The organism is Nonomuraea sp. 3N208, assembly GCF_052245935.1.
Lineage (GTDB): Bacteria > Actinomycetota > Actinomycetes > Streptosporangiales > Streptosporangiaceae > Nonomuraea.
Genome location: NZ_JBQQBR010000036.1, coordinates 115,158 through 131,441 on the forward strand (window position 1 = coordinate 115,158; position 16,284 = coordinate 131,441).

13 protein-coding genes are annotated in these 16,284 nt (G+C 70.1%); 5 read left to right on the forward strand and 8 right to left on the reverse strand.

The window, feature by feature from the left end; all coding sequences use genetic code 11:
• The first annotated feature begins 132 nt into the window (after positions 1-132).
• Positions 133-1,248, forward strand: a complete 1,116-nt coding sequence (gene ald / locus ACTWPT_RS42535; RefSeq protein ID WP_443183219.1) for an alanine dehydrogenase — start codon at positions 133-135, stop codon at positions 1,246-1,248.
• Positions 1,249-1,269: 21 nt separating this feature from the next.
• On the opposite strand, the gene ACTWPT_RS42540 is transcribed toward ald, so the two are convergent.
• Positions 1,270-1,977: a DUF3105 domain-containing protein gene (locus ACTWPT_RS42540; RefSeq protein WP_443183220.1), complete on the reverse strand. Its 708-nt coding sequence runs from the start codon at positions 1,975-1,977 to the stop codon at positions 1,270-1,272.
• Positions 1,978-2,097: 120 nt separating this feature from the next.
• Here ACTWPT_RS42540 and ACTWPT_RS42545 point away from each other — a divergent pair, with 120 nt between their 5' ends.
• Positions 2,098-2,730, forward strand: coding sequence for a DUF305 domain-containing protein (locus ACTWPT_RS42545; protein WP_443183221.1), 633 nt, complete (start codon positions 2,098-2,100; stop codon positions 2,728-2,730).
• 7 nt (positions 2,731-2,737) lie between these two features.
• Complete coding sequence (locus tag ACTWPT_RS42550) at positions 2,738-4,195, forward strand: phytoene desaturase family protein (protein ID WP_443183222.1); 1,458 nt, start codon at positions 2,738-2,740, stop codon at positions 4,193-4,195.
• 174 nt (positions 4,196-4,369) lie between these two features.
• Here the strand turns inward: ACTWPT_RS42550 and ACTWPT_RS42555 are convergent, their stop codons facing one another.
• From ACTWPT_RS42555 to ACTWPT_RS42580, 6 genes are all read right to left on the reverse strand, one after another.
• Positions 4,370-5,428 carry a threonine aldolase family protein gene (locus ACTWPT_RS42555; protein ID WP_443183223.1) on the reverse strand — a complete coding sequence of 353 codons (1,059 nt, stop codon included), beginning with the start codon at positions 5,426-5,428 and terminating at the stop codon, positions 4,370-4,372.
• Positions 5,425-6,054: an SDR family NAD(P)-dependent oxidoreductase gene (locus tag ACTWPT_RS42560; protein WP_443183224.1), complete on the reverse strand. Its 630-nt coding sequence runs from the start codon at positions 6,052-6,054 to the stop codon at positions 5,425-5,427. Before ACTWPT_RS42560 ends, ACTWPT_RS42555 begins: the two co-directional genes overlap by 4 nt.
• Entirely contained in the window at positions 6,051-8,171 is a 2,121-nt protein-coding gene (locus tag ACTWPT_RS42565; protein ID WP_443183225.1) for a DUF6421 family protein, read from the reverse strand. The genes ACTWPT_RS42560 and ACTWPT_RS42565 overlap by 4 nt, the downstream gene beginning before the upstream one ends.
• 71 nt (positions 8,172-8,242) lie before the next feature.
• Complete coding sequence (locus ACTWPT_RS42570; protein ID WP_443183226.1) at positions 8,243-8,899, reverse strand: response regulator; 657 nt, start codon at positions 8,897-8,899, stop codon at positions 8,243-8,245.
• 70 nt (positions 8,900-8,969) lie between these two features.
• A complete protein-coding gene (locus tag ACTWPT_RS42575) occupies positions 8,970-10,655 on the reverse strand; it encodes a serine/threonine protein kinase (protein ID WP_443183227.1) in 1,686 nt (561 codons plus the stop codon).
• Entirely contained in the window at positions 10,655-12,124 is a 1,470-nt protein-coding gene (locus ACTWPT_RS42580; protein ID WP_443183228.1) for a hypothetical protein, read from the reverse strand. Before ACTWPT_RS42580 ends, ACTWPT_RS42575 begins: the two co-directional genes overlap by 1 nt.
• 106 nt (positions 12,125-12,230) lie before the next feature.
• On the opposite strand from ACTWPT_RS42580, the gene ACTWPT_RS42585 reads away from it, so the two are divergent.
• Positions 12,231-14,264 carry a hydantoinase/oxoprolinase family protein gene (locus tag ACTWPT_RS42585; RefSeq protein WP_443183229.1) on the forward strand — a complete coding sequence of 678 codons (2,034 nt, stop codon included), beginning with the start codon at positions 12,231-12,233 and terminating at the stop codon, positions 14,262-14,264.
• Positions 14,261-15,961, forward strand: coding sequence for a hydantoinase B/oxoprolinase family protein (locus ACTWPT_RS42590; protein ID WP_443183230.1), 1,701 nt, complete (start codon positions 14,261-14,263; stop codon positions 15,959-15,961). Before ACTWPT_RS42585 ends, ACTWPT_RS42590 begins: the two co-directional genes overlap by 4 nt.
• Here ACTWPT_RS42590 and ACTWPT_RS42595 read toward each other — a convergent pair.
• Positions 15,904-16,155, reverse strand: coding sequence for a Uma2 family endonuclease (locus ACTWPT_RS42595; protein ID WP_443183231.1), 252 nt, complete (start codon positions 16,153-16,155; stop codon positions 15,904-15,906). The genes ACTWPT_RS42590 and ACTWPT_RS42595 overlap by 58 nt on opposite strands.
• Positions 16,156-16,284: the final 129 nt, after the last annotated feature.

A 16,284-nucleotide genomic window follows, 5' to 3' on the forward strand; every position in this document is an offset into this window, starting at 1 on the left:
TCCTGATGTTCGGGCTGCCGGTGAGCCTATCGAGGACGGGCCGAACCGAGGTAATCAGCCGGAGAATCCCCGTTCAACCGCCTCTGAGGAGGAAGAATGAAAGAAGGATCCCGAATGGACGGGAGTTGTTCCATGAAGGTCGGCGTTCCTCTAGAAGTCAAGAACAGCGAATATCGGGTGGCGCTCACCCCTGCGGGGGTGAACGAGCTCGTGCGCCACGACCATCAGGTCTACGTCGAGCGGGGGGCAGGCGAGGGGTCGTCGATCCCCGACACCTACTACGCCGCGGCAGGCGCCGTCATCGTGCCCACGGCCGACGAGGTGTGGGGCACGAGCGACCTGATCATGAAGGTAAAGGAGCCGATGCCGGAGGAGTACCACCGGCTACGCAAGGGTCAGGTGCTCTTCACGTACCTGCATCTGGCCGCTTCCAAAGCGTGCACGCGGGCGCTGCTCGACTCGGGCTGCACCGCGGTCGCGTACGAGACCGTGCAGACCCCGGACGGCGCGCTGCCGCTGCTCGCGCCCATGTCCGAGGTGGCAGGCCGGCTGGCGCCGCAGGTGGGGGCCTACCACCTTATGCGCTCGGCGGGCGGCAGGGGCGTGCTGATGGGCGGCGTCTCCGGCGTGCACGCGGCGCGCGTCGTGGTCATCGGGGCCGGCGTGTCCGGCATGAACGCCGCCGCCATCGCCCTCGGCATGCAGGCCGAGGTGCTGCTGCTCGACAAGAACATCGACAAGCTGCGCCAGGCGGACATGATCTACCAGGGGCACCTGCAGACGGTCGCCTCCAACATGCTGGAGATCGAGCGTGCGGTCCTGGAGGCGGACCTGGTCATCGGCGCGGTGCTGGTGCCCGGGGCCAAGGCGCCCGAGCTGGTCAGCAACGACCTGGTGAGCCGGATGAAACCGGGCTCGGTGCTGGTGGACATCTCGATCGACCAGGGCGGCTGCTTCGCCGACTCACGACCGACCACGCACGAGGAGCCGACGTACCGCGTGCACGACTCCATCTTCTACTGCGTGGCCAACATGCCGGGGGCCGTGCCGCACACCTCGACGTTCGCGCTGACGAACGTCACGCTGCCGTACGCGCTGGCCATGGCCAACCTGGGCTGGCGGCAGGCCATGCGCGAGGACCCGGCGCTGGCGCTCGGTCTGAGCACCCACGAGGGCCATCTGACCAGCCAGCCCGTGGCCGAGGCACACGGGCTGGAGTGGGCGCCGCCGGAAGCGGTGCTGGGCTGACACCCGGCACCGCGGGCTCCGCTACTGCTGGGACTGGCTCGGCGACGGGGAGGTGGTCTCCGTCGGCTGCTGCTGACCCGTGGGCTCGGGCGGCAGCGGAGCCTGGTCGGCCGTCGAGGTGATGGCGGTGTCGCCGCCGCACGTAGCGCCCAGTTCCGGCGTGTCAGGGCCGTTCTGGTATCGCTTGATGAACGCCCCGAGCTTCGGGTCGTCCGGGCTGTTCAGCTTGAGCTGGTGTCCCCACGATGACGCGACCACCGGTGCGGGCAGGTTGGGGAACGGGCTGACCAGCATGTATTGCTGATTGCCCGTGGACGAGGCCACTTCCTTCAGCTTGTCGAGCTGCGCCTTGGGCAGGTCGGGCCGGTAGGTGATCCAGACGGCGCCGTGCTCCAGCGAGTGCACCGCGTGCTCGGGGTGGATCGGCTTGTCGTAGATCGCGCACTGCTGCCAGTAGTTGTTGTGCTGGCCGCCCACCGGCGGGGTCTCCTTGTAGGTGACCGCGGTCGCCACGTGCTGGCTGCCCTCGTACTTGTAGTTGGCAACGGCGTCCAGCGACGTCTTCTGAGCCTGATCGATCAGGTAGTAGCCGACCACGCCGACGAGCACCACGATGATCAGCCCGCCCGTTCCCCACATGAGCAGCGCGGCGCGGCGTTGCTTGCGCTTCTGCTCGGCCCGCATCTTCTCGAGATGCTCGCGCCGCGCGTGCGCCTTCTCCTTCGTCATCGTTCCTCCATCGGCGTACCAACAGGGGTCACCTTATGCCCTCCGGCCGTATGCGGAGAATAAGAGCGTTGTAAGCGCTCGATCACGAGCCCGCGCACAGGTGGGTACGCTGGACGAGCCATGGAAAAGCCCGTCAGGAAACCAATCCTCGTTGTCTGCGGCGTGCTGGTGCTCGCCGCGGCCGCGTTCTTGCTGTTCGGCCGAGCGGGCTCGCCCGGCGACTCCTCGCCCGAGGCCGGGTTCGCCCGCGACATGGCCGCGCACCACGCGCAGGCCGTGGACATGGCGTTCGCGATCCGGGACAAGGGCCCCGCCAAGGAGGTCAGGAATCTGGCCTTCGACATCATCTACACCCAGGCCAACCAGCGTGGCATGTTCCTCGGCTGGCTGCAGCAGTGGCAGCTGGACCAGGCGGGCGACCAGCGGCCGATGGCCTGGATGAGCGGTCACGGGCACGGCGGCGCCACGACCGCGCCCGGCACGATGCCCGGCATGGCGACACCGGCGGAGCTGACCAAGCTCAAGGAGGCGCAGGGCACGCAGGCCGAGATCCTCTTCCTGCAGCTGATGATCCGCCATCACGAGGGCGGCGTGGAGATGGCCGAGGGCCTTCTCCAGCTGTCCACCCGGCCCGAGGTCGTCAGCATGGCGCAGAAGATCGTCCAGGGGCAGAGCGGCGAGATCAAGCTCATGACGGACATGCTGCACCAGCGCGGCGCCCAGCCCTATCCGTCGATACTTAAACCTCAGTGACGCAGCGATGGACGCTGACGCGGTGGTCGTCGGCTCCGGCCCCAACGGGCTGGTCGCCGCGGTCACGCTGGCCCGTGCCGGGCGCAAGGTGCTCCTGCTGGAGGCGGCCGATCGGTTCGGCGGCGGGCTGCGTTCCGGCGAGCTGACACTGCCGGGGCGGGTGCACGACTTCGGGGCGGCCGTCATGGCGATGGCGCTGGCCTCGCCGGCGTTCCGCCGGCTCGGCCTCGAAGGGGGCGAGTTCCGCAAGGGGGGTGGGTCCCTCAGAGAGGTCGAGTTCGCCCATCCCGCGGTGCCCGCGGCCCATCCGCTGGATGACCGTCCTGCCGTGCTCGTGCACCGTGACCCGCGCCGCACCGCCGAGGCGCTCGGGCGTGACGCGGGCCCGTGGCTGGCCACCGCCGGCGCGACCGCGCGAGCCGGGCTCCCGCTGGTGGAGCTGCTGCTCGAGCCCTTGGGGCCGTGGCACGTACCGCCGCGGGCGTTCGCGCAAGCGGCCAGATTCGGACTCGTGGGTGCGCTGCCCGCCACGACGTTCGCGCGGCGGGCCTTCAGCACCGTAGAAGGGCGTGCCCTGATCGCGGGCATGGCCGCGCATTCCATGCTCGACCTGCGCTCCCCCATCACCGCCGGATACGGCCTGATGCTGGCGTCCCTGGCTCACCTGGTGGGCTGGCCGCTGGTGCGGGGCGGGTCCCAGGTGCTGGCCGATGCCCTCGTGGCCGAGCTCAGAGCGCTGGGCGGGGAGGCGGTTGCCGGGCACCGGGTGCGCCGCCTGGCCGAGCTGTCCGCGCCGACCGTGGTGCTCGACGTGACACCCCGGCAGCTCATCGCCATGGCCGACCTGCCTGCGGGCTACCGCCGGCAGCTCGAACGGTTCCGCTACGGGCCCGGGGTGTTCAAGGTGGACTGGGCACTGGACGGGCCCGTGCCGTGGCGGGATCCGGCGGTGGCGGGCGCGGGAACGGTGCACCTGGGAGGGACGCTGGAGGAGATCGCACTCAGCGAGGCGGAGATGGCCGCGGGGCGGCATTCGCCGCGGCCGTACGTGCTCGCCGTCCAGCCGTACGCGGCCGACGCGACCAGGGGCGGGCACACCCTCTGGGCGTACTGCCACGTTCCCAACGGCTCCGCGGTGGACATGACGGACGCCATCGAGACGCAGATCGAGCGGTACGCCCCGGGATTCCGCGACCGGGTGCTGGCCCGGCACGCGATGGGTCCGGCGGATCTGGAAGCGGCCAATCCGAACCTGGTGGGGGGCGACATCGGGGGCGGGCTGGCGAGCCTGACGCAGTTCCTGCGCCGGCCTGTGTGGTCGCCCGCCCCGTGGCGTACGCCGCTTCCCGGCGTGTTCCTGTGCTCGTCCTCGACGCCGCCGGGGGCCGGGACGCATGGGGTGGGCGGCTGGCAGGCGGCCCGCCTGGCCCTCGGCTCCGACGCCGACCGCACTCGGAACCCCTGACGCTTCCCGGGTCGGGGTTGCGTCCTCTCACGAGCCATACACCGCACGGCACACAGCCACACCCCACGCACCGCCCCGCTGCGCACTACACGCGGGGGCGACACAACGCGGGCCGACGCAGCGCGGGCCGACGTACGCCGAGGGGCCGAGGCGGGCCGGTCGGCGGGTAGGTCGTCAGGAGGCGGCGGCGCGCATTTCCTCGGCGATGGCGGCGGCGAAGGCGTCCACGTCGGCCACCGTCGTGTCGAAGGCGCACATCCACCGCACCTCCCCCGTCGCCTCGTTCCACGTGTAGAACCGGAACCGTTTGCGCAGCCGCTCCGTCACGTCCGGGGGCAGGACGGCGAAGACGGCGTTGGCCTCCACCGGCCGGGGCACCGAGACGCCCGGGATGTCGCGCACGGCCACGGCCAGGCGCCGCGCCATGGCGTTGGCCTGGCGCGCGTTCCGCAACCACAGGTCCCCCGACAGCAGGGCCTCGAACTGGGCGGACACGAAACGCATCTTCGACGACAGCTGCATGAACGTCTTGCGGATGTAGTCCACGCCGGTGGCGGCCGAGGGGTTGAGCACGACGACGGCCTCGCCGTACAGGAGACCGATCTTGGTGCCGCCGAAGGACAGCACATCCACGCCGGCGTCGGTGGTCAGCGCCCGCATCGGCACGTCCAGCGCCGCGGCCGCGTTCGTCAGCCGGGAGCCGTCCATGTGGACGACCAGCCCCAGCTCGTGGGCGTGCGCGCAGATCGCGGCGACCTCGCCGGGCGTGTAGAGGGTGCCGAGCTCGGTGGCGTTCGAGATGGACACCACGCGCGGCTGGGCCCGGTGCACGTCGCCGAAGCCCCACGCCTGCCGGTCGATCAGCTCGGGCGTGAGCTTGCCGTCGGGAGTGGGGACGGTCAGGAGCTTGATGCCACCGGCGACCTCGGGCGCTCCGCCCTCATCGGTGTTGATGTGGGCGGTCTCGGCACAGATGACCGCCTCCCAGTGCGCGGTCATGGCGCGCAGGGAGACGACGTTCGCGGCTGTGCCGTTGAAGACGGGCCACGCCTGCGCCTGCTCGCCGAAGTGCCGTTGGAAGACGTTCTGCAGAGCCTCGGTGTACGTGTCGTCGCCGTAGGCGATCTGGTGTCCGCCGTTGGCGGTCGCGATGGCCTGGAGGATCTCGGGGTGCACGCCCGCGTAGTTGTCGCTGGCGAACGCCTTGTGCTGGGGGTCGTGCCGGGGAATCAAGAAGTGAGGTCCAATCGCATGCCGTTGAGCTCGGCGGCCGGGCGGTCGTACAGGCCGCCGATCGCCGCCGCGAGGTCGTTGACGTCGGTGAAGCCGGGGAAGCGCCCGTCCGGCTTGGCGGCCCGCATGGCGTCGTTGACCAGGGCCTTGACGACGAGGATCACCGCCGCACTGTTCGTGCCGGAAAGGGAGTCGGCGAGCGACAGCGTCCACGCCTCCGCCGCCGCCTTGGCCGCCGCGTAGACGGCGCCGCCGGCGGCCGGCCGCTCGGCCGCCTTGGCTGAGACGATCACGAAGCGGCCGTTGTCACTGCGGCGCAGCAGCGGCTCGAAGGCCAGCGACACGTGCTGGAGGGTACGGATCAGCAGGTCGTGCAGGGCGTCCCAGTCCGCGAGGTCGGTCTCGGCGAACGTGCTCGCCCCGCGCCACCCGCCGACCAGGTGCACCACGCCGTCCACCCGGCCGTGCTCCCGGTCGATCTGCTCCGCCAGGCTCTGTACGGCCGCGCGGTCGAGCAGGTCGACGTCGTCCTTGTCGACACCGATCACGGTGTGACCGTTCTTCCGGAAATATCCCGAAACAGCCTCACCCGTGGGCCCTCCGGCCCCGGTAACCAGAATGATCATGCTCGGAGTCCCTTGGTCGATTCGACGACTTCGCCCAGCTTACGGCGCAGTGCCTCGTAGAACATGCTCAGCGGGAACTCGTCCGGCAGCACCGCGTCCACCTTGGCCTTCTGCTCCTCGGGCAGCGCCTCGATCCCCTTCGCCCAGGTCGAGCCCGGGTGCGGCGCAACGTAGGAGCTCACCAGCTCGTACGCCGCCAGCCAGTGCGCCAGCTTCGACCTGTCGATGCTGTCCCGGTAGAGCTTCTCCACCTCGCCCCGCAGGTCGGCGACCCCGTCCGCGACCCGCTCCCAGTCGACCGACAGCCGGTTGTCGGTCCACCGCACGACGTCGTTGCGGTGCAGGTAGGCGAAGAGCAGCTGCCCGCCGAGTCCGTCGTAGTTCCGCACCCGCTCCCCGCTGATCGGGAACCTGAACAGCCGGTCGAACAGAATCGCGTGCTGCACGTACCTGGCGTGCGGCACCCCCTGCCGCTCCAGCTCCACCGCCTCACCGAACGCGGTCAGGTCGCAGCGCAGCTCCTCCAGCGAGTACAGCCAGTACGGCATCCGTTGCTTGATCATGAACGGGTCGAACGGCAGGTCCCCGTGGCTGTGCGTACGGTCGTGGACCAGGTCCCACAGCACGAACGTGTCCTGCGCCAGCTGCTGCGAGGCCAGCAACCTGGCGGCGTCGGGCGGCAGGTCGAGCTTGAGCGTGCCGGCGGCCGCCGCGGCCACCCGCCTGAACCTGGCCGCCTCGCGGTCGGCGAAGATGCCGCCCCAGGTGAAGCGGGCAGGCGCCTGGCGCACCGCCACCGTCTCGGGGAACAGCACGGCCGAGTGCGTGTCATAGCCGGAGGTGAAGTCCTCGAACGCGATCGGCACGAACATCGGGTTGTCGTAGCCGTTCGCCTCCAGCCTGGCCAGCCAGTCCGGCCAGATCGTCCGGATCCAGACGGCCTCCAGGTTGCGGTTGGGGTTGCCGTTCTGGGTGTACATGGGGAACACCACGACGTGCTCCAGGCCGTCCACGCGCTGGGTGTCGGGGTGGAAGAGGTCGAGCGAGTCGAGGAAGTCGGGCACGCCGAGGCCCTGGCCGGCCCACTTCGCCAGGTCGCGCCGAACGGCCTCGAGGTACGCGGCATCGTGCGGGAAATATGGCGATATTTCGCTTACGTGGTCGGCGATCTCGCCTACCAGCACCTTGGCGCGTTCCTTCGACTCGTCCGGCACCGAGCCGTCCTTGACCTGAAGCGGCCTGAGCTCCTCGACGGCCCCCTTGAGCCGGGCGAACAGGGTGACCTTGGTCTCGTCGCGCGGCCCCGCGGCCTCGTCACCTGTGGGAACGCGGGCGGCCCAGGTGATCACGTTCTCCCAGAGCCTGCAGTGGTCGTAGTCGTCGATGGAGTCGTCGCCGAACAGATCGGAGTCGGCGAACACGACCACGCGGCCCTGGCCGTACCGTACTGCCACGGCCAGCGGCGCACCGGCCGGGTCGGCGGTGGGCGAGGTCGTGAACAGCACGGCCGCGTCCGCCGCGGCGGCGGTCCCGACGGGCACGGACGCGCCGGTAGCGGGCCCGGCGGCGGGCGTGAGGGTCAGGACGCCGGTGCGGTAGAAGCAGGCGGTCTTGATGCCCGCGAGCAGCCCGTCCGTGCTGGCGCGGGTGGCGAGCACCCAGGTGGCCACGTCCCGGTGCGCATGCCTGGGGTCGCGCACGGTGGTGTGCTCCACCCCGATCCCGAACCGCCCGAGCAGCTCACGCACGTTGTTGCCGTACTTGTCCTGCTCTTCCTCGGCCAGCACCACGAGCCCGCCGCCCTCGGCCACGTACGCCTCGACGGCGTCCAGCTCGGCGGCGGAGAACACCGGGCTACCCTGCCCTGTGGTGCGTTCCCACCGCGCTCCCGACGGGTGCGCGATCACCAGGACGTCCTGCTCGGCGAGGACCCCGGCGTCCAGCGGCCCCGACGGGTGAGCGACCACGGTGTGACCCAGGTGCCGCAGCAGCCCGGCCGCGCGGGCATAGCTGTTGTCGTCGGGGTGCGCGGGATTGATGGCCTCGGCCACCTCGCGCCGGATGGTCCACGACTCGCTGTGGGACTCGTCGAACAACACTCGGGGGAACGCTCGCATGAAATATCTCCTGCATCTACCGCCTTATGCAGGAAAATATACACACAACCGTGGCATGCCCCGCCAAACCATCAGGCAGCACCGGGCCGGACGACGCCGGTCTCGTACGCGAACACCACCGCCTGGGCCCGATCGCGCAGGGAGAGCTTCATGAGCACCCGCGCCACGTGCGTCTTGACCGTCGCCTCGCCCACGTACAGGTCCCTGGCGATCTCCGCGTTGGTCAGGCCGCGCGCGAGCAGCCGCAGCACCTCCAGCTCACGCGGCGTCAGCTCGGCCAGCATGGGCGAGGGCGTCGGGTCGGCCCGACCGGCGAAGGAGGCTATCACCCGGCTGGTCACGGCCGGGTCGAGCAGTGCGTCACCGGCGTGCACCACCTTGATCGCCTCGAGCAGCTGCTCCGGCGGCGAGACCTTCAGCAGGAAGCCGCTGGTGCCGGCGCGCAGCGCGGCATAGAGGTTCTCGTCGGTGTCGAAGGTGGTCAACGTGATGATCTTCGGCGGCGACGGGGTCTCGAGCAACTCCTTCGCTGCGGCCAGCCCGTCGAGTCTGGGCATCGAGATGTCCATGAGGACGATGTCCGGGCGCGTGCGCCAGGCCACAGCGACGGCCTCGCGCCCGTCGGCGGCCTCGCCGACGACTTCCATGCCGGGGTCGCTATCGACGACCATGCGTAACCCGGCCCTGACCATCGCCTGGTCGTCGGCGATGACTATGCGAATGCCCACAAGGCGGAGGGTAGACGCCCGGCGCCTGCCTTGAACACCCAGGCCAAGCCGTGCACAAGTGAGTTGCAAGTCACGACACGTGGACGCTCTGCCTGATGCGGGTCTGGGTGGCGTCGTCGCAGGTGGCCTTGGCGCAGAAGTACATCACGAGCATGGTCTTGGGCTGGCGGTCGATCACGTAGCTCACGAAGCCCAGCCTGGTGCCGCTCGCGGGGTCGCGCAGCGAGCCGTCGAAGCGGGTGGCGGGGCTGTTGCCGGCCTGGTCCTGCACGGGCTTGCCGACATCGACCTCTCCCGGCAGCAGGACCTCCATCTTGGCCTTCATCTGCTCGGAGTCGCCGGCGGGGTCGAGGGTGTCGGAAGTCTGGACGTACACGCCGGAGGCCGCCTCGGGATCGTCGCTGACGATCTGCGAGACCTTCGACCAGTCGGCGCCGGGACCGGCCACGAACAGTGCCTCGAACTCCGAGGCGTGCGGCGAGGCCACCGCGAACAGGTCACGATGCGTACGTGCCGTCCAGCCGCCCGGATACTCGAACGTCAGCGGCGCGGCGGTGCTGGTCTGGTAGCGGGACCAGGTGTCACCCCGGTGGTTCATGACGATCAACGCGACCAGCGCGAGCGCGGCGACGGCGGCGACCAGCGTGGCGGCCACGATCGGGACGCGGCCCGGGCGCTTCTTCTGCCCGGTGGGGTGCGTGGGCGGCGCGGGCGGCGGCGCCGCCCTGCCCGCGGCATGCTGGGCGACCGGGGCCGCCAGCGGGGCCCCGGAATGGGGTCCGGAGGACGGTCCGGAACGCGGCAGGGAGTGAGGGCCGGAGCCGGGGCCCGAGCCGGGCACGGGGTGCGGCCCCGAGTGCGGGCTGCCGCCGGGATGCGGAATGTAGTAGGCCCCGCCGGCGACGTCGTCGGGCTGCAGCCCGCTGACGGCGTCCCGCAGCGCCGAGACGAACTCGGTGCAGGTCGCGTAACGCTGCTCGGGCGACTTGGCCAGGGCGCGGTTCATCACGGCGTCGATCTGCGGCGGCAGGTCGGGCCGGAGCTGGGACAGCGGCGTGGGCTGCTCGGCCAGGTGCGCCCACAGCAGCGCGATGTCGTTCTCGCGCTGGAACGGCAGCCGCGCCGACAGCGCCTCGTAGACCACGCAGGCCAGCGCGTACTGGTCGCACCGGCCGTCGATGTGCTCCTTGTTGATCTGCTCGGGCGACATGTAGCGGGGTGTGCCGATGAACTGGTCGGTCTGGGTCAGCCCGGAGATCGACGAGCGGTGCTTGGTGATGCCGAAGTCGGTCAGGTAGACGTGGTTGTCGGCCAGCAGGATGTTGGCCGGTTTGACGTCGCGGTGGATCAGGTCGTGCGCGTGGGCGGCGTCGAGCGCGGCGGCCACCTGGGCGAAGAGCTGGTTGGCGGGACCGATCGGCAGTGGTCCCCGGTCGTAGATGAGACGGCGCAGGTCGAGACCGTCGACGTAGCGCATGGCGATGTAGAGCACGCCGTCGGCGTCGGCGTTGGCCTCGTAGATCGGGATGATGTTGGGATGCTCGATGCTCGCGACCGTCCTGGACTCCAGGATGAACCGCTGTCTGAACCGGTCGTCGACACTGAGCACCGGGTTGAGGATCTTCAGCGCCACGCGGCGGCTCAACCGGGGGTCGAGCGCCAGGTAGACGACGGCCATGCCGCCTTTGCCGACGATGTCCTCGATGTAATACCCGGCCACCTCCTGGCCGATGAGCGATCTTTCGTTCAATTGCATCACGTCTCGATGGGGTGACCGCAGTAGCCGCAGAATCGATGCGCCTGCCCGAGCCTCATGCCGCACGACGTGCAGTATTTGATCGACGGATCTGACGCGGTCATCACCTGCTGCTGCTGTGGGGCCACTTGGAACGACTGAGACCGCCGCACGACCACGGTCTGGTTGGCGCCGTCGTCGAGATCGAGCGGTGGACCGGCCGCCAGTGGCTGTGGCAGTTCTGTCGATTTATCCGGAGTGCGGCGGCGCCACAACAAATACGCTCCGCCGCCGGCGCCCAGGAAAAGTATCGCCGCCGCCACGATGAACGGCCACAGGGGCGTGGACCCCGACGGCTCGGCCGCCGCCCGCTTGGTGCCCTGGTCCTCGGGGCCGCCCCGCTTGGCCAGCGAGGTCTTCAGCAGCTCCGCGGCCACCACGTTGCCGGGGTAGAGCTCGAGCACGCGCTGGAAGCCCGGCGCGGCGTCGGTGTAGTACTTCGTGTGGTAGCGGGTCAGCGCGGCCTCGAACGCCGTGTCGATCGCGCCCCTGCGCGGCACCACCTTGGCCTGGGACAGGATGCCGGTGATCTCCCTGACCCCGATCATCTTCCCTTCCTTGCCGCCGCCGACGAGCAGGCCGACGACGTGGCCGTTCTTGTCACCGATCACCGGAGAGCCCACCAGGCCCTTGTCGGCCAGGCCACCCAGCTTGACCGGCTCGTCCACCTTCTGCTCGGGGTCGGCGAACGGCCTGCCGGTCTCGCCCGCCCCGCCGCCCTTGCCCAGGTGGGCGATCTCGACGGTGTGCTGCACGTTCGGGCCCGGCCGGCCCAGGAAACCGGCGATGTTGGTGGGCGAGCCCACCTGGTCGGGCACTTTGTCGGCGAGCGGCGCGGTCGGCATGCCGACGCCGCCGGCGACCGGGGTGATCGGCACCAGCACGGCCGGGCTGTCGGGGTCGGGGCCGGCCTTGATGCACTTGACCTTGAAGCCTTGGGCACTGGCCGGCGACACGTTGGGGAAGGCCGTGATCTCGGTGGTGACGTTGATGATGCAGGTGGCGGTGTCTCTCTTGGGCGGGTAGCACGCCTGCAGGTGGCGGTTGAGCTGGTCGTCGGAGAGCTTGTGCTTCTCGTAGTCAGCGGGGATCTTCACCTTGTGGTGCTCGGCGAAGATCTTGTTGGCCGCGTGAACGGCGACGTCGTTGGGGTTCACCGCCAGGCGCCGGAGCGCGACCGACGTCCCGTCGGGGTTGATCACTGTCGCCGTACCCGACGCGAACGGGATGTCGTAGGACCGCTCCACATGTTTCAGCTCGCCGATGTGGTCGAGCAGGGTGATCTCCACGTGGGACACGGCTTCCACCCGTAGGACGGCGGGACTCACCAGGTCGGTGATGCCGCTCGGGTGCTCGTGCGCCGCGACCGGTAACGCGGTCAGCGCCAGTGCCACCGCGATGCCACCGGCTAGAGCTGTGAGGCGCGCCATCTCTCCGCTCCCAACACAAGGAATAGGACCAGGGTCCCAATCACCTGTCGTAAGTCAATAGACCATTACATAGACAAGCGCTTGTTAGGGGGCATAACGTACCCGAGTGGCCTACACGATCGGCGTCGATGTTGGCGGCACCTTCACCGATGTGGTCCTTCGCAATACGTCCGGCGCGATTTCCGTGGTCAAGTGCTTGAGTACCCACTACGACCCCATCGCGGGAATCGTCTCCGGCGTTACGCGTGTGCTCGGCGACCGCGACCCCGCGCAGGTCACGCGGCTGGTGCACGCGACCACGCTGGCCACCAACGCGGTGCTCGAGCGCAAGGGCGTGCGCGTCGCCTACGTCACGACTCAGGGCTTCCGCTCGGCCGTCCCGCTCGGCCGCTACGCGCGGGTCGAGGAGGACCGGTACGATCTGCGCTTCTCCCCGCCCCCTCCCCCGGTGGCCGCGGCGGACTGCTTCGAGGTGGTGGAGCGGATCTCGGCGCGCGGCGAGGTCCTGACGCCGCTGGATCCCGATTCCGTACGGCGCGTGGCCGCGGAGATCGCCGGACGCGGCATCGAGTCGGCGGCCGTGTGCCTGCTGCACGCCTACGCCAACCCTGACCATGAACGGCAGGTGGCGGCGATCCTCCGGGAGTCCGTCCCCCATGTCGTGACCTCGTCGGAGGTATGGCCGGAGATCCGCGAGTACGAGCGCGCCACCACCACCATCATGTCCGCATATATCGGCCCTTTGATGGCCTCTTACCTTTCGCAGTTACGCGACCGGCTGGCCGAGATCGGCATCCACGCCCCCATCCACGTCATGGAGTCCAGCGGCGGCGTGATCTCCGCCGAACTGGCCGCCCGGCGGGCGGTGGCCACGATCGAGTCCGGGCCGGCGGCGGGGGTGCTGGCGGCGGCGGGGACCGGGTTCGGGGACGTGATCTCGTTCGACATGGGCGGCACCACCGCCAAGGCATGCGTCGTGCGCGGCGGGCGGCCAGAGATCACCCACGAGTTCCACGTGGGCGGCAAGGGCAGCTTCGGCGGGCGGCGGGCGGGCACCGGTGTGCCGATCAAGACACCCGCCATCGACCTGGCGGAGGTGGGCGCGGGCGGCGGCAGTATCGCCTGGCTCGACGCGGCGGGCGCGCTGCGCGTGGGCCCGCACTCGGCCGGGTCGTCACCCGGCCCCGCCTGTTACGGTCTGGGCGGCTCCGAGCCGACCGTCACGGACGCGAACCTGGTGCTCGGCTATCTCTCCTCGGCCTCGATCCCGCTGTCGCCGTCGCTGGCGGACAAGGCCCTCGACCGGCTGGCGGGGCCGCTCGGGGTGTCGCGTGAGGAGGCCGCGTACGCCGTGCACGAGATCGTGAGCGCCTCGATGGCGTCGGCGGTGCACGTGGTGACGGTGCAGCGCGGCATCGACCCGCGCGGCTTCGCCCTGGTGGCCTTCGGCGGGGCAGGGCCGATGCACGCGGCCAGGGTGGCCGAGCGGTTCGGGATCTCGACCGTGGTGGTGCCCGCGTACTGCGGGGTGGCGTCGGCGGCGGGCCTGCTGGCCGGGGAGCTGTCCACGGACCGGGTCCTGTCCCGGCTGGACGCGGGCGACCCTGCGCCGATCTTCGCCGAGCTGGCCGCGGAGGCGGCCGCCGACCTGGGCGTCTCGCCGGCGGATCCGGAGGTGCGGGTGCTGCGGTCGGTGGACGTGCGCTTCAAGGGGCAGTCCCACGACCTGACCCTGGAGTGGTCGCCTTCGCCCAAGGTGCTCGCATCCCGATTCTTCGAGAGATACCAGCAGGTGTACGGCATCGCACAGCAAGGCGAGATCGAACTGGTCAGCTACCGCATCCGCCTCACCACCCCCGCCGGCGAGCACCCTCCCAGCGCCGGTGCGGCCACCCGTGGTACGGCGGACGGCGGAGCAACGCGTGCGGCGCCCCGCGGGGCCACCTCCAGGCAGGCGTACTTCCCTGAGCTGAAGGGCTACACGGACGTCCCCGTGCACACCCGGGACACCATGGACGGCACACTCCCTGGCCCGGTGATCATCGAGGACGCCGAGTCCACGATCGTCGTCCCGCCGTCGTGGACGGCGATCCTCTCCACGTCCCGAGCCGTGCACCTGACCCGCGGGAGCGCCCCATGACCGACGCCCTGACCGCGGAGGTGCTCAGGAACGCGCTCGTGGTGGCCGCCGAGGAGGCCAGCATCGTGGTGGTGCGCTCGGCGTACTCGACCTTCATCGTCGAGGGATCCGACGCCTCCGCCGCCGTCATGGACGCCCGAGGCCGCCTGATCGCGCACTCCATGGCCACCACGCTCATGAACAGTATGGCGCTCAAGGTGGCGCTCCCCGAGCTGATCAAGGACATCCCCTTGGACACGATGCGCCCTGGCGAGGCGTACGTGCTCAACGACGCCTACCGGGGCGGCGTGCACACCAACGACCTGCTCGTCTACCGCCCTGTCTTCGTCGACGGCGTCCCCGCGTACTTCACCGCCACCATGATCCACGTCTCCGACCTGGGCGGCCTGTCGGCAGGCGGGATGGCCCCGCTGGCCACGGACATCTTCCTGGAGGGGCTGCAGCTCCCACCGGTACGCCTGGCGACCGCCGACGGGATCGACCCGGCCATGGAGGCCATCCTGCGGGCCAACAGCCGCACCCCGGACAAGGTCATGGGGGACGTACGGGCCCTCGTGGCCGGCACGGCGGTGGCCGCGGCCCGCCTGGAGGCGTTGATCGCCGAGCACGGGGTGGAAGGGCTGGCGGCAGGCGTCGACGACTACCTGGACTACACGGAGGCCAGGACCCGCGCTTCCCTGGCCGACCTGCCCGGGGGCCGTTACGAGACGGCGTACCCGATTGACGACGACGGCATAAACCCCGAAAAATCCCACCACATTCGCGTCGCCGTCACCCTCAGCGCCACCCAAGCCGTCCTGGACTTCGCGGGCACCGACCCGCAGGTCCCGGCCGCCATCAACGCCTCGGCCTCACAGTCCCTGGCGGCGGCCGTCTTCGCGGTCCGCTGCTTCCTGGACCCGACGATCCCCATGAATGACGGCTGCCTACGCGCCATCGAGGTGCGCCTGCCGGAGGGCTCCCTGCTCAACGCCCGCTCCCCCTATCCCTGCGGCGGCCGGTACGTCCCGATCTACGCGGCCATGGAGGCCGTCTTCCAGGCACTGTCCGACGCGGTACCCGAACGGGCGATCGCACCGAGCGGAATCCTGCAGCCGTTCTCGATCGCCGCCGTCGGGGCGCCGTACTGGATCCACCTGTCGTACGACTTCGGCGGCGTCGGCGCCCGGCAAGGGCTGGACGGGCCGGACGCGACAGGCGTGCACTTCGGCATCGGGCGCAACTCGGTGCCGCAGGTGGAGCCGGTGGAAAGCCGCTGTCCGCTGATCGTCGAGTCGATCGAGACGATCCCGGATTCGGGCGGCCCCGGGCGGTATCGCGGCGGCCTGGGCTCGCGCACCGTCTACCGTTTCCTGACCGACTGCCACGTCACGACCAGGGGCGACCGTCTCCGCCTGCCGCCCCCGGGCCGGGACGGCGGGCTACCGGGGCGCGTGGGGGGCTTCTTCAAACACCACCTGGACGGAACCGTGGAACGGCTCGCGTCGAAGGTCAACAATGTACGGTTCGCGGCCGGTGAGGCATTCATTGTGGAGACCACGGGCGGCGCCGGCCTCGGCCCTCCAGCCGAACGGGACCGCGCGGCGATCCTGGCCGACCTCGAGGCTGGGCGCGTCACGCCTCGAGGAGCGGCCGAGGACTACGGGTTGGAGACTGGTCGACCGATCAAGTCGGCGGGGTCGAAACTGACAGCGTAGGGCGACGACAGAGTGACCGTGGTCCCAGTCTTGTGGGTGATGGGCTCTTTGTAGGAGTCACCATCGAGTTCGTAGACGTAGAGCGTCGGCCCGTCGGGATCAACGCGCCAGTAAAGGGGAATGCCCGCCGCTGCGTATGCCAGCGGTTTGGTCGCTCTGTCGAGCAACTGACTAGTCGGGCTGACCACCTCCACAGCTAGTGCCGCGTCAGGCCACGTTCGCCCTGTTGACGATCTTCCGTAGGCGGGGGTTGTCGGTGTTGCGGTTTCGCCAGGCGATGTAGCGGCGGATCATGCTGCCCTGCTCGCGGTGGCTGGCATGGT

Coding starts and splice junctions, on each gene's coding strand:
- ACTWPT_RS42565 (WP_443183225.1), bottom strand. CDS start 8,171: ATGCGAGCGTTCCCCCGAGTGTTGTTCGACGAGTCCCACAGCGAGTCG.
- ACTWPT_RS42575 (WP_443183227.1), bottom strand. CDS start 10,655: ATGCAATTGAACGAAAGATCGCTCATCGGCCAGGAGGTGGCCGGGTAT.
- ACTWPT_RS42545 (WP_443183221.1), top strand. CDS start 2,098: ATGGAAAAGCCCGTCAGGAAACCAATCCTCGTTGTCTGCGGCGTGCTG.
- ald (WP_443183219.1), top strand. CDS start 133: ATGAAGGTCGGCGTTCCTCTAGAAGTCAAGAACAGCGAATATCGGGTG.
- ACTWPT_RS42540 (WP_443183220.1), bottom strand. CDS start 1,977: ATGACGAAGGAGAAGGCGCACGCGCGGCGCGAGCATCTCGAGAAGATG.
- ACTWPT_RS42580 (WP_443183228.1), bottom strand. CDS start 12,124: ATGGCGCGCCTCACAGCTCTAGCCGGTGGCATCGCGGTGGCACTGGCG.
- ACTWPT_RS42590 (WP_443183230.1), top strand. CDS start 14,261: ATGACCGACGCCCTGACCGCGGAGGTGCTCAGGAACGCGCTCGTGGTG.
- ACTWPT_RS42550 (WP_443183222.1), top strand. CDS start 2,738: ATGGACGCTGACGCGGTGGTCGTCGGCTCCGGCCCCAACGGGCTGGTC.
- ACTWPT_RS42560 (WP_443183224.1), bottom strand. CDS start 6,054: ATGATCATTCTGGTTACCGGGGCCGGAGGGCCCACGGGTGAGGCTGTT.